Raw genomic sequence first — 12,370 nt, 5'->3', positions numbered from 1 at the left:
GGCGGGCAAGGACGCAGTCTCTGGGAGGAATGATAATGACCGCTGGCCGCCACTTTCTGCAAATCCCCGGCCCTTCAAATGTGCCGGATCGCATCCTGCGGGCGATGGATTATCCCACCATGGATCACCGTGGCCCCGCCTTTGCCGATGTCGGACGCAAGGCGCTGGAGGGCATGAAAAGCATCTTCAAAACCGAAAGCCGCGTGGTGATCTATCCCTCCTCCGGTACCGGGGCGTGGGAAGCCGCGCTGGTCAACACGCTGTCACCCGGTGATGCCGTGCTGATGTATGAAACCGGCCATTTCGCGACCCTCTGGCAGAAACTTGCGCTGAAGCTGGGGCTGAACCCGGTCTTTATCGACAGCGATTGGCGCGCCGGGGCGGATGCCGCGCGGATCGAAGACCGCCTGCGCGCCGACAAGGGCCACGAGATCAAGGCTGTCTGCGTGGTGCATAACGAAACCTCGACCGGGTCCGTGACCGATGTGGCCGCCGTGCGCCGCGCGATGGATGCCGCCAAGCATCCGGCGCTCTTGATGGTCGATACGATTTCGTCGCTCGCCTCGGTTGAGTATCGGCATGATGACTGGGGTGTCGATGTCACCGTGTCCGGCTCGCAAAAGGGTCTGATGCTGCCGCCGGGCCTGTCGTTCAACGCGGTCAGCGCCAAGGCGATGAAAGTCTCCGAGAGCGCCGCGCTCAAACGCTCTTACTGGAGTTGGGCGGAAATGGCCGGGCCCAATGACACCGGCTATTTCCCCTACACGCCGGCCACCAACCTGCTTTACGGCCTCAACGAGGCCATCGACATGCTGCAGGAAGAAGGGCTCGACAACGTCTTTGCCAGACACAAGCGGCATGGCGCCGCCGCGCGCGCGGCGGTTGAGGCCTGGGGCCTCGAGGTGCTCTGCAAGAAAGCCTCGGACCGCTCGCCGGTGCTGACCGCCGTGATGATGCCCGAGGGGCATTCCGCCGACAATTTCCGCGCGGTCACCCTGCGCAACTATGATATGTCTCTGGGCAATGGCCTGTCCAAGGTGGCGGACAAGGTGTTCCGCATCGGGCATTTGGGGGATTTCAACGACCTCATGCTGATCGGTACCCTTGCGGGTGTTGAAATGGGCCTGCGCGACGCTGGCGTTCCGCACCGGGCCGGGGGCGTGCAGGCGGCGATGGATCTTTTGGGTCAGAAATTCGACGGCGCCCGCGCAGCGGCCTGAAGGTATTGGTCCGGGCCGGAAGAGGAGCCTGCCCGGATCAACTGTCACGATCACATGACAAGAAAGACCAAGGCGCGGCTGAGACCGCGCACATGAAAACCAAGGGAGGAAGACAATGAAAAACGCAATACTCGCATCCGTGGTGGCGTCCTTCGTGGCGGTGCCGGCAATGGCGGCAGACGTTACCATGCGCTTTGGCCATGTGGGCGAACCGGGGTCCCTGTTCGAGGCGACCGCCAACCATTTTGCCGCCTGCGTGGGTGAGAAATCCGGTGGCAAGGCCGAGGTTCAGACCTTTGGCTCGTCGCAGCTGGGCAATGACAAGGAACTGCTGCAAAAGCTCAAGCTGGGTCAGGTCGATTTCGCGCTGCCCTCGTCGGTGATGTCCTCGGTCGATGGCCTCTTTGGCGTGTTCGAGATGCCCTATATCATCAAGGATCGCGACCACATGCGCCGCGTTCAGGGCGCGATGATGGACACGTTCCAGGCCGCCGCCAACAACAACGGCTATCACATTGTCGGTCTGGCCGAGAACGGGTTCCGCCACATCACCAACAACATCCGTCCAATCAACGTGCCCGAGGATCTCAAGGGCATCAAGCTGCGCACACCCAACGGGGAATGGCGCGTGAAGATGTTCCAGCAATATGGCGCCAACCCGACGCCGATGGCCTTTTCCGACGTGTTCACCGCGTTGCAGACCGGCGTGATGGACGGGCAGGAAAACCCCTATACCCAGATCGCCACGGCCAAGTTCCAGGAGGTGCAGAAGTATCTCTCGATCACCGGCCATGTCTATACGCCTGCGTATATTCTCTCCTCGAAGAAGGGCTATGACGGGCAGTCAGAAGATGTGCGCGCCGTGCTGTCCGAGTGCGCCGCCGACACCCAGACCTTTACCTATGAGACAGCCGTCAAGATGGAAGGCGAGTTGCTCGACGTGATCAAGGCCGCCGGGGTCGAGGTGAACGAGGCCGACAAAGAGGCGTTCATCGCCGCCTCGAAGCCGGTTTACGACGCATTCGCCGAACAGGTCGAGGGCGGGCAAGAGCTGATCGACTCTGTCCTCGCGCTTGGCAACGCAAGCTGATCCGATCCCCGTGACGGTCCCTGACGGGGCCGTCACAGACCTGGTCTGACAGGATTTCGCGGATCTCATCCGGCATGATCGTGCCGGCCCCTCTCTTGCACCGGAACGCTGCGCATATGACCTCCCTCCTCACCCAAACCAACCGGATCGCAAGCCGCCTGCTTGAATGGATCACGGTTTTGCTGATGGTCGGGCTGACCATCGTCGTGATCGTCGCCGTGATTGCCCGCCTCATGGGCCAGAGCTTTTCCTGGTATGACGAGGTTGCCGCGATCATGCTGGCATGGATCACCTATTACGGCTCAGCGCTTGCAGCGCTGCATCGGCGGCATATCGGGTTTGACTCGGTTCTGCTGGCCATCCCGGGCCGGTTCCGGATGCTTGCGGTTCTGGTGGGCGAGGCGCTGGTTCTGCTCTTTTTCGTCCTGATGGCGCGCGCCGGGTTTCAGGTGCTCGAGGTTCTCGAGGGGGATACGCTGACCTCGCTGACCTGGGTGCCGGTGCAACTGACACAGTCGGTAATCCCCATCGGGGCCATTCTCTTTATCATCTGCCAATTGCTCAGCCTGCCGAATTACTGGGTTCAGACCTCGCGCGGAATCTCTCTCGAACATGCCGAGATCGAAGAGGAAGTCGAAACCGAACTCGCCAAGAACAAGGAGCGCGTGTGATGCTGATGTTGGGTATTTTCGCGGCCCTCGTGGCGATGATCTGCATCAACGTGCCCATTGCCATCGGGCTTGCACTTGCCGGGGTGCTTGGTCTGCTCGTGACGGAAGGGCCAAGCAGTCTCGTGACCATCGCACTGGATATGTATGGCGGTTCGACCAAGTTCTCGCTCATCGCAATTCCGATGTTCGTGCTGGCGGGGGCGATCATGAACGCGGGCGGGATCACCGACCGGCTGATCAACTTTGTCACGGCGATCATCGGCTTCGTGCGCGGCGGTCTGGCCATGGTCAACATCGGCGTGTCGCTCTTCTTTGCCGAAATCTCGGGCTCTGCCGTGGCCGATGTGGCAGCCATGGGCTCGATCCTCATTCCGCAGATGAAAAAGCGTGGATACTCCAAGGAACTCTCGGCCGCGGTCACCTCGTCCTCGGCGTCGCTTGCGATCATCATCCCGCCGTCGATCCCGATGATCCTCTATGCGGCCTCGTCCAATACCTCGGTCGAGCAACTCTTTGTCGCGGGCGTGGTGCCGGGCCTCTTGGGGGCGGCAGGCCTGATGTTCGTGGCCTATGTCTTTGCCCGCCGTTACAATCTGCCGACCGAAGAGGCGTTCAACATCCCGCGCCTGCGCGAGACCTTCGTTGACGCTCTGCCTGCGTTCCTTTTGCCGATCATCATTCTGGGCGGTATCTTTGGCGGCTATGTCACCGCGACCGAAGCGGCCGGTCTTGCCGTGATCGCGGCCATCATCGTGTCGGCATGGTATCGTCAGGTCGATCTCAAGCATCTGCGCCGCGCCATGCTGGACGGGGGGATTCAAACCGCCGTCGTCATGTTGCTGGTGGCGGCCTCGGTGCTGATGGGCGGGTTCCTGACCCGTGCGCAGATCCCGCAGCATCTGGCCCAGGGCATTCTCAACATCACCGATCAGCAGTGGATGATCCTGCTTATCCTCAACGTCTTTTTCCTCGTCATCGGCTTTTTCCTGCACTCTGCCGCCGCGATCATCCTCGTGATCCCGATCGTGATGCCGCTGATCACGGCGGCGGGTATTGATCCCGTGCATTTCGGCCTCGTGGTCACGCTGAACCTTGCCATCGGACAACAGACACCGCCCGTGGCCTCGGTGTTGATCACCGCCTGCGCGGTGGCGCGGGCGAATATCTGGGAGGTATCAAAGGTCAATATCTGGTTCATCCTCGTGCTGCTGATGGTACTGATGCTGTGCACCTATGTGCCCTCGGTGCCTCTCTTCCTCGTCGAATATTTCTACCGCTAAGGGGATGCAGATGACCGAGATCCTGTCAGAGGTCCGGGGCCATACGCTCTGGATCACCTTCAACCGCCCCGAGGCGCGCAACGCGCTGACGTTTCAAATGTATGAAGGCCTGGCAACCCTCTGCCGCGAGGTGCCGACCGACGGAAGTATCCGCGCCGTGGTGATCCATGGCGCGGGGGGCAAGGCCTTTGCCGCAGGCACCGACATGACGCAGTTCCGGGCCTTTGACAAACCGCAGGACGCGCTCGATTACGAGGCGCGGATCGAACGGGTGCTGGAGGCGGTCGAGCGCTGCCCCCTGCCCACCGTCGCCGCGATCAATGGGGCCTGCACGGGGGGCGGCGCGGCGATTGCCGGGGTCTGCGACATCCGCATCGCCGCCGCCAACCTCAAGTTCGGCTTTCCCATCGCCCGCACCCTTGGCAACTGTCTGGCCGCTGCCAATCTGGCGCGTCTGTCGTCCCTGATGGGGGCGGGGCGGGTGCGCGAGATGATCTTTACCGCCCGCCTGATCGGCGCGGACGAGGCGCAGGGCTGTGGCCTTGTCACCGAGGTGCTGGAGCATGAGACGGCGCTGATGGCCCGCGCCGAGGACCTGGCCGACACGCTGTCGCAGATGGCCCCGCTGACCCTACGCGCCACCAAGGAAGCGATGCGCCGCGTCAGCGCCGCCACGCGGGTCGAGGACGCCGATCTGATCGAAATGTGCTACATGAGCCGCGATTTCCGTCACGGGATGGAATCCTTTCTCGCCAAGCAGAAACCGGAATGGAGCGGCACATGAGCGCGACTGGTCCTCTCGCCGGAATGAAGGTGATCGAGCTTGCGCATATCATGGCCGGGCCTGTCTGTGGCCTGATGCTGGCCGATATGGGCGCGGATGTGATCAAGGTGGAAAAGCCCGATGGCGACGACAGCCGCCGTTTTGTGCCGCCCGCGATCGAGGGTGAATCCGCCGCCTACATGATGATGAACCGCAACAAGCGGGGGCTTGCTCTCAACCTCAAGGACCCGGAGGCGGTTCAGGTCTTGCACCGCCTGCTGGAAGAGGCCGACGTGGTGATCGAGAATTACCGCATGGGCACGATGGAACGTCTGGGGCTGGGCTATGACGACCTGCGCGCGATCAACCCGCGTCTGATCTATTGTGAAATCTCGGGCTTTGGCCGTACGGGTCCGTATGCAGAACGCGGCGGCTTTGACCTGATTGCCCAAGGCATGTCTGGCCTCATGTCGATCACCGGCGAGGGGCCGGGGCGCCCGCCCGTCAAGACAGGCGCGCCCGTGTCTGACATCACGGCAGGGATCGTCGCGGCCATGGGGGTTTCGGCCGCCTATGCGCGCATGTTGCAAACCGGGCAGGGGCAGAAGGTGGATACCTCGCTCTTCGAGGCGGCCATCACCCAGACCTATTGGCAATCCGCCATTGCCTTTGCCACCGGCGTGGCCCCCGGCCCGATGGGATCGGCGCATCCGCTCAATGGCCCCTATCAGGCGTTCCAGACCGCCGATGGCTGGATCAATGTGGGGGCCGCCAACCAACGCAATTGGTTGCGGTTTCTCGATGTGATCGGTGCGCCGGAACTCAACGATGATCCGCGCTTTGCCTCCAATCATGACCGGATGCAGCATCTCAAGGAACTCGAAGAGATCCTGAACGATCACCTGAGGCACGAAACCTCTGAGGTGTGGTTGGAGCGGATGGAACGTGCGGGCCTGCCCGCTGGCCCGGTGCTCGACATTCTGCAAATGCAGGCCGATCCACAGGCACATGCGCGCGAGATGATCGTCGAGGTGGATCATCCCGTGGCAGGCACGGTCAAGACCCTCGGCCATCCGGTCAAGTTCAGCGAGACCCCCGCCAATATCCGCAGCGCCGCGCCGCTGCTCGGCCAACACAGTCGCGAGGTGTTGCGCGACGCGGGCTATGACGCAGAGCAGATCGAGGCAATGATTGCCTCTGGTGCGGTGATCGCAGCATGAGCGACCCCTTGACGACGGCGCTGCTTCTGGCGCGAAACGGTGGTCCCAAACTCCCGGCGTCCACAGGCGAAGGGTTGACGCGCGACCGCGTGTTTGCGGTGCAGGAAGAGGTGGCAGCAGAGCTTGGCCCCGTGGGCGGCTTCAAGGTCGCGTGCCCCTCCGGCGCGCCGATCATCATTGCCCCGATCATGGCCCGCGACATTTACCAAAGCCCGGCCACGATCCAACTGGCAGAGGGTGAAGAGGCGGGAGTCGAACTCGAATACGCCTTTCGTCTGATCGCGCCCCTGCCCGATCCGGACGCCCCCGATTTTGAGGTCCAGTTGCGCAACGCTGTCGAGCTCTTGCCCGTCTTTGAACTGGTCCAGAGCCGGCTTGCCGATCCCAAGGGCGCGACGGCTGCGCTCAAGATGCTGGACAATCAACTCAACGGCGCTGTGGTCCTGGGCGCGCCCTGCGCCGACTGGCGCGCCATCGACGTGACCCGCGCCGAGGCGCATCTGACCCTTGGGGACGATACCCTGCTGGACGGGGCCGCTACGGTGCCGGGCGGCGATGCCTTCGTCACGCTCTGCGCGCTCGCGCGGTCCCTTGGGGACCATTGCGGCGGCTTGCACCCAGGCCAGGTGGTGATCACCGGATCGCTCAACGGGTTGCCATGGGTGCAGGCCCCCATCGCGGCGCAGGGCGACATCGCGGGCCTTGGCAGCGTCACGATGACCTTGGCGTGAGGCCTCCGACTTTGGTCGTAGAAAATGGCGGCAGCAAACCCTTGTCCCGCCCGGAAACTGCGATAGGGTCAGAGAGTGCGAATGCAACGTAAACGGTATTTCGCATGAGCCGCGCGAAGGGGAGAGCGCGTTGGGTCAGCTTGACGAAGTCTAGGATCATGGCTCTGTCCGGGCCTCACGCATCGGACAGGCAGAACGGATTTTGAAACGGGAGGAACCACATGAAACATCTGCTGTCATCCATCGCCACTCTGGCGCTCAGCGCCGGGCTTGCCCATGCGCAGGCCGCCAATGTGCCGGACAATCTGGAAAAACTGTCGAACTTCCAGTCGACCGGCGTCACCGATTTTACCTTTATCGAACAGGGCGGCGACTATGCCGAGGGGATCAAGAAAACGCTCGAGCGGATCACCCTGCCCGATGGGTTCAAGATCGGCCTCTATGCCGTTGTGCCCGATGCCCGCCACATGGCCGTGGGTCCGCAAGGGATCGTGACCTTTGTCGGCACGCGCAAGGACAAGGTCTGGTCCGTGACCGACCGCAACAAGGATCGTGTGGCCGATGAGGTCAAGGATTTTGCGCCCTCGCTGAAATTCTCGATCCCGAATGGTCCCTGCTTTTCCAAGGACGGGTTTCTCTATATCGCCGAGCAGAACCGCGTTCTTCTCTTTCCCGCCGCGGAATTCTTTTACGAAAGCCCCGATGTGGCGGCCTTCAACCTTGTCGCCAAGGGGGATCTGATCCCCGAGGACGAAGAAAGCTTCAACCACACCGCGCGGGTCTGTGACATCGGACCGGATGGCAAGATTTACATCTCGCTCGGCCAGCCCTTCAACGTGGCCCCCGCTGACCGCCTCGAGAAATACAAGGAATGGGGCATCGGGGGCATCATCCGCATGAACACCGATGGCACTGGCCGCGAGGTCTATACCTATGGCGTGCGCAATTCGGTCGGTCAGGATTTCCACCCCGAAACCGGAGAGCTGTGGTGGACCGACAATCAGGTCGATGGCATGGGCGATGACATCCCGCCGGGCGAGTTGAACCGCCAGACCGCCGCAGGCCAGCATTTCGGCCATCCGTGGTATGGCGGCGGTTCGGTCCGCACCAATGAGTACAAGAACGAAGAGGTGCCAGTCGAGGTGGTGATGCCCGCGGTCGAAACCGTGGCCCATGCCGCCGACCTTGGCATGGCCTTTTACACCGGCAACATGTTCCCCGCCAAGTACAAGAACGCCATCTTCTCGGCGCAGCACGGGTCGTGGAACCGGACAGAGCCGGTCGGCGCCCGCGTGATGGTGACGTTCATAGACAGCGAGGGCAACGCCACGATGGAACCCTTTGCCGAAGGCTGGATCGACGAGAACGGCGAATATCTGGGTCGCCCCGTCGATGTGGCGCAATTGCGCGATGGTTCGATCCTCGTGTCGGACGATCTTGCCGGGGCGATCTATCGCATCTGGTACGAGGGCAATTGATGCTCAAGGCGTGTATTCTGGGTCTGGGCGGGGTTTTCCTCGCCCAGATCGCTATGGCCGAGGGCGTGACCGGCGATCCAGAGGCGGGGCGCAAGCTGGCGGGCCAGTGCCGCACCTGTCACGGGATCGAGGGCATGGCGAAAATGCCCATCGTCCCGCATATCGGCGGCGAGAACCCCGCCTATATCGAACATCAATTGACCGCCTTTCGCGAAGGGCGGCGCGTGCATGAAATGATGAGCGTGGTCGCCGCCACCCTGTCGGATCAGGCGATTTCCGATCTGGCCGCGTGGTATAGCAGCCATACGCCGGTGGCGTCCCTTGCCCCAAGCCAGAGCGCCGAAAACGCGCCAGAGGCCTGCACCGCGTGTCACGGCGTGGATGGGATTGCGCTGATCGAGGATGCGCCCAATCTGGCGGGCGAGACGGTGATGTATATCGACACGCAGCTCAAGGCCTTCCGCACCGGCAAGCGTCAGCACGACATCATGAGCGGCATCGCCGCCGAGATGTCGAATGACGACATCCGCGCGGTGGCAGAGTGGTATTCCTCTGTTCAGTTCAAGGTCGAGCCGGTTCAGTGAACCCGACCAAACCAAATGGAAACGGGCGCGCCTGATGGCGCGCCCGTTCGTTTTCTGTGTGGGGGCGCTCAGCCCTTCTTGAGCACCCGCTGGCCCAGCACTTCGGCAATCTGCACCGCGTTGAGCGCAGCGCCTTTGCGGAGATTGTCCGACACGCACCACAGGTTGATGCCATTATCAATCGTCGGATCCTGCCGGATGCGGCTGATGAAGGTGGCGTAATCCCCCACGCATTCGATCGGCGTCACGTAGCCGCCATTCTCGCGCTTGTCGATCACCATGATGCCGGGGGATTCGCGCAGGATGTCGCGGGCTTCGGCCTCGTCCAGATGATCCTCGAACTCGATGTTGATCGCCTCGGAATGGCCGACAAAGACCGGCACGCGCACACAGGTGGCCGTGAGCTTGATCTTGGGATCAAGGATCTTCTTGGTCTCGGCGACCATCTTCCACTCTTCCTTGGTCTGACCATCCTCAAGGAACACGTCGATATGCGGAATCACGTTGAACGCGATCTGCTTGGTGAACTTCTTGGCCGGTTTGTCGTCGGTGGGGTTATAGACCGCCTTGGTCTGATCCCAAAGCTCGTCCATGCCCTCTTTGCCGGCACCCGACACCGATTGATAGGTCGAGACGACGACGCGCTTGATTCTCGCGCGGTCATGCAGCGGCTTGAGGGCCACCACCATCTGCGCGGTCGAGCAGTTGGGGTTGGCGATGATGTTCTTCTTGGAATAGCCCATGACCGCATCGGCATTCACCTCGGGCACGATCAGCGGCACGTCGGGGTCGTAGCGGTAGAGCGACGAGTTGTCGATCACGACACAGCCCGCCTTGGCCGCCTTGGGGGCATAGGTCTTGGTCGCGTCCGAGCCGATGGCAAACAGCGCCATATCCCAACCGGTGAAATCGAACGTATCCAGATCCTGGGTCTTGAGAGTTCGGTCGCCAAAGCTGACTTCGGTGCCCAGAGAACGGCGCGACGCAAGTGCGGCGATCTCATCCACCGGAAACTCGCGCTCTGCGAGGATGTTCAGCATTTCGCGGCCCACGTTACCCGTGGCACCTGCGACGACGACTTTGTAACCCATGTATCTGCCTCCTGAGCCGGGGGTTGCGGTGCGGGTCATACAGGGAAAGGGCGGGATGTGAAAGGGGCCGCGCTCAATCCATACTGTCGCGGCTGAAGAGATAGATCACGAGGCCGATGACAAGCGCAAAGCCGAAGAGCGCGAAAATCGCGGTGTAGCCGGCCAATGCGGTCGGTGCCGCTGCATGCAACGGACCAGAGGCAAACTGCGCCACCCCCACCCCGCCAATGCCAAAGAGATTGAGCAGCGTCACACCCCGCCCCGCCAGGTGGGCCGGAAAGAACGCGCGCCCATGCGCGATCAGCACCGGAAATGTGGCCCCGGCAAGCCCGATCACCGCCAAAAGTGCAATCGACAGCCCAAGATGACGGTCCGGCCAGAGCATCAGCACAAAGATAGCCGCCATACAGATCACATTGCCGGTAAAGATCACCCATTTACGCGAATTGAACACCCGGTCGAGCGGACCATAGACAAAGGTGCCCGCGATCATCGCCACCCCCATCACCAGCGTCGCCTGTCCAACCTGTCCGGTATCGAGACCAAAGACATCGCGCAGGTAGGGCCCGGCCCAGAGACCCCGCAGCGCTGCCGCAGGTGCATAGGCCACAAACATCAACGGCAGGATGGCCCAGATCGCGGGCATTTTGAGCAAATCCAGAAGTGAGCCGCGCGTATCCCCACTGACCGCCTCGGGGTCGCGCACCAGCAGATGGATGCCAAGCGCCACAAAGACCGAAATGCCTGCCAGCCCCCAGAGTGCCGCGCGCCAGCCCAGTGTTTCGGCCGCCCAGGCCATGGGCCAGGCCGCGACCAGATTGCCGACCGATCCGACCCCAAGCATGAGGGCCGCCAATGTGGCGAACTGCGCGGGCGGAAACTGCCGCGCGAAGATGTAGTAGGAGGCCATCAGCACCGGTGAACATCCCACGCCGATGAGCGCCATGGCGAGGCTGATCTGCAAGGGTGTGGTGGCCAGCGCAAAGAGCGCGGATCCCCCGCCGCCACCGATCAGCAGCAGCGCCGCCGCCGTGCGGCGCGGGCCTACCCTGTCGAGGGCCCAGCCCACTGGCAGTTGCATCGCCGCAAAGATCAGGAACCACAGGCCGGAGGCAAATGCCAGATCGTCCGGCGTCGTGCCGATGTCGACCGCCAATGGCCCGCTCAGCACCGCCAGAAAGGCGCGAAAGAACTGGCTCAGGACATAGGCAAGACACAGGAGGATCAGGCCGGCGCGCATGGGATGTCCTTGTCGGTCAGGGTTCAGGATTGGTCAGGGCTCAGGCCGCGCCGCGTGCGATCAGCACATCGACATGCGCCGCCACGCTCTCGGCCAGCGCATAGAGATTGTAGCCGCCCTCAAGACAACTGACCAATTTCCCGCCGCAAAGCTCGTCCGCCAGATCACAGAGCCGCTCTGTCACCCAAGCAAAATCCTCGGTTTCCAGCATCAGATCGGCCAATGGGTCATCGCGATGCGCATCGAATCCGGCAGACACCAGGATCAAATCCGGCTTGAACGCCCGCACGCGCGGAAACACCTTATCCTCATATTCCCGGCGAAAGACCTCCCCGCCCGAACGCGGCGGCAAAGGCACGTTCAGGATCGTGTCATGCGGCCCGGTTTCATGGGCGGCCCCAGTGCCGGGCCAGAGCGGATACTGGTGCGACGAGGCAAAGAAGGCGCGAGGCTCGTCCTCTAGCAAATCCTGCGTGCCATTGCCGTGATGCACGTCGAAATCCACCACCGCCACACGCTTCAACCCGTGGTGATCCAGCGCAAACTTGGCCGCGACCGCCACATTGCCAAAGAGGCAAAACCCCATCGTCGTCTCACGCTCGGCATGATGCCCGGGCGGACGGGTCGCGACAAAGGCATTGTTGGCCTCACCCGAGAGCACCAGATCAACGGCGCGCACAGCGCCGCCCGCCGCCCGATGCGCCGCCGCGAGCGTGCCGGGCGACATCCAAGTATCGGCATCGAGTTGCACCCGCCCCGAGGCGGGCGAGGCGGCGCGGATCGCCTCGACATGGCGCTTGGGATGCACCCGCAGCAGATCGTCCTCGGCCACCAGCGGTGCCTTGACGAGGATCACATCCTTGCCCTCCAGCGCCTCCAGGATACGTTCCAGACGCGCCACCTGTTCGGGATGACCTTGGGGCGTTTCGTGGCCCAGGCAATCGGGGTGGGTGATCAGGGCTGTGGTCATGGCGCTCCTCCGTCATTACAATGAAAAGAGCC

12 protein-coding genes are annotated in these 12,370 nt (G+C 62.4%); 9 read left to right on the top strand and 3 right to left on the bottom strand.

Annotated elements, in window-relative coordinates:
* Window positions 1-35 precede the first annotated feature (35 nt).
* From MVC20_RS18595 to MVC20_RS18555, 9 genes are all read left to right on the top strand, one after another.
* Window positions 36-1,220 (top strand): aminotransferase class V-fold PLP-dependent enzyme, encoded by a 1,185-nt coding sequence (locus tag MVC20_RS18595; RefSeq protein ID WP_297544115.1) that lies wholly within the window; start codon window positions 36-38, stop codon window positions 1,218-1,220.
* 115 nt (window positions 1,221-1,335) lie between these two features.
* Window positions 1,336-2,310, top strand: coding sequence for a TRAP transporter substrate-binding protein (locus MVC20_RS18590; protein WP_297544114.1), 975 nt, complete (start codon window positions 1,336-1,338; stop codon window positions 2,308-2,310).
* A gap of 116 nt (window positions 2,311-2,426) precedes the next feature.
* Window positions 2,427-2,981, top strand: a complete 555-nt coding sequence (locus MVC20_RS18585; RefSeq protein ID WP_297544113.1) for a TRAP transporter small permease subunit — start codon at window positions 2,427-2,429, stop codon at window positions 2,979-2,981.
* The gene (locus tag MVC20_RS18580) at window positions 2,981-4,261 is read left to right on the top strand and encodes a TRAP transporter large permease (RefSeq protein WP_297544112.1); all 1,281 of its coding nucleotides are present in this window, start codon (window positions 2,981-2,983) and stop codon (window positions 4,259-4,261) included. The genes MVC20_RS18585 and MVC20_RS18580 overlap by 1 nt, the downstream gene beginning before the upstream one ends.
* 10 nt (window positions 4,262-4,271) lie before the next feature.
* Complete coding sequence (locus MVC20_RS18575; RefSeq protein ID WP_297544110.1) at window positions 4,272-5,045, top strand: enoyl-CoA hydratase/isomerase family protein; 774 nt, start codon at window positions 4,272-4,274, stop codon at window positions 5,043-5,045.
* Window positions 5,042-6,244, top strand: a complete 1,203-nt coding sequence (locus tag MVC20_RS18570) for a CoA transferase (protein WP_297544108.1) — start codon at window positions 5,042-5,044, stop codon at window positions 6,242-6,244. Before MVC20_RS18575 ends, MVC20_RS18570 begins: the two co-directional genes overlap by 4 nt.
* The gene (locus tag MVC20_RS18565) at window positions 6,241-6,975 is read left to right on the top strand and encodes a 2-keto-4-pentenoate hydratase (protein ID WP_297544107.1); all 735 of its coding nucleotides are present in this window, start codon (window positions 6,241-6,243) and stop codon (window positions 6,973-6,975) included. Before MVC20_RS18570 ends, MVC20_RS18565 begins: the two co-directional genes overlap by 4 nt.
* A 221-nt stretch (window positions 6,976-7,196) precedes the next feature.
* On the top strand, window positions 7,197-8,453 hold the full coding sequence (locus MVC20_RS18560) for a PQQ-dependent sugar dehydrogenase (protein WP_297544106.1): 1,257 nt from the start codon (window positions 7,197-7,199) through the stop codon (window positions 8,451-8,453).
* Window positions 8,453-9,037, top strand: a complete 585-nt coding sequence (locus MVC20_RS18555; RefSeq protein WP_297544105.1) for a c-type cytochrome — start codon at window positions 8,453-8,455, stop codon at window positions 9,035-9,037. Before MVC20_RS18560 ends, MVC20_RS18555 begins: the two co-directional genes overlap by 1 nt.
* A 68-nt stretch (window positions 9,038-9,105) precedes the next feature.
* Here the strand turns inward: MVC20_RS18555 and MVC20_RS18550 are convergent, their stop codons facing one another.
* The 3 genes from MVC20_RS18550 to MVC20_RS18540 all read right to left on the bottom strand — a co-directional run bounded on the left by MVC20_RS18550 (window position 9,106) and on the right by MVC20_RS18540 (window position 12,338).
* Window positions 9,106-10,128 (bottom strand): aspartate-semialdehyde dehydrogenase, encoded by a 1,023-nt coding sequence (locus tag MVC20_RS18550; protein WP_297544104.1) that lies wholly within the window; start codon window positions 10,126-10,128, stop codon window positions 9,106-9,108.
* A 73-nt stretch (window positions 10,129-10,201) separates the two neighbouring features.
* Window positions 10,202-11,368 carry an MFS transporter gene (locus tag MVC20_RS18545; RefSeq protein ID WP_297544102.1) on the bottom strand — a complete coding sequence of 389 codons (1,167 nt, stop codon included), beginning with the start codon at window positions 11,366-11,368 and terminating at the stop codon, window positions 10,202-10,204.
* Window positions 11,369-11,408: 40 nt separating this feature from the next.
* Window positions 11,409-12,338, bottom strand: a complete 930-nt coding sequence (locus tag MVC20_RS18540) for a histone deacetylase family protein (RefSeq protein WP_297544100.1) — start codon at window positions 12,336-12,338, stop codon at window positions 11,409-11,411.
* Between the last annotated feature and the right edge of the window lie 32 nt (window positions 12,339-12,370).

This window comes from Roseovarius sp. (assembly GCF_027019125.1).
Taxonomy (GTDB): domain Bacteria; phylum Pseudomonadota; class Alphaproteobacteria; order Rhodobacterales; family Rhodobacteraceae; genus Roseovarius.
Note: the sequence above shows the minus strand (reverse complement) of the source record. Positions and strands in the feature narration are given on the sequence as shown.

Coding starts and splice junctions, on each gene's coding strand:
- MVC20_RS18570 (WP_297544108.1), top strand. CDS start 5,042: ATGAGCGCGACTGGTCCTCTCGCCGGAATGAAGGTGATCGAGCTTGCG.
- MVC20_RS18565 (WP_297544107.1), top strand. CDS start 6,241: ATGAGCGACCCCTTGACGACGGCGCTGCTTCTGGCGCGAAACGGTGGT.
- MVC20_RS18595 (WP_297544115.1), top strand. CDS start 36: ATGACCGCTGGCCGCCACTTTCTGCAAATCCCCGGCCCTTCAAATGTG.
- MVC20_RS18550 (WP_297544104.1), bottom strand. CDS start 10,128: ATGGGTTACAAAGTCGTCGTCGCAGGTGCCACGGGTAACGTGGGCCGC.
- MVC20_RS18580 (WP_297544112.1), top strand. CDS start 2,981: ATGCTGATGTTGGGTATTTTCGCGGCCCTCGTGGCGATGATCTGCATC.
- MVC20_RS18560 (WP_297544106.1), top strand. CDS start 7,197: ATGAAACATCTGCTGTCATCCATCGCCACTCTGGCGCTCAGCGCCGGG.
- MVC20_RS18585 (WP_297544113.1), top strand. CDS start 2,427: ATGACCTCCCTCCTCACCCAAACCAACCGGATCGCAAGCCGCCTGCTT.
- MVC20_RS18545 (WP_297544102.1), bottom strand. CDS start 11,368: ATGCGCGCCGGCCTGATCCTCCTGTGTCTTGCCTATGTCCTGAGCCAG.
- MVC20_RS18590 (WP_297544114.1), top strand. CDS start 1,336: ATGAAAAACGCAATACTCGCATCCGTGGTGGCGTCCTTCGTGGCGGTG.
- MVC20_RS18555 (WP_297544105.1), top strand. CDS start 8,453: ATGCTCAAGGCGTGTATTCTGGGTCTGGGCGGGGTTTTCCTCGCCCAG.
- MVC20_RS18540 (WP_297544100.1), bottom strand. CDS start 12,338: ATGACCACAGCCCTGATCACCCACCCCGATTGCCTGGGCCACGAAACG.
- MVC20_RS18575 (WP_297544110.1), top strand. CDS start 4,272: ATGACCGAGATCCTGTCAGAGGTCCGGGGCCATACGCTCTGGATCACC.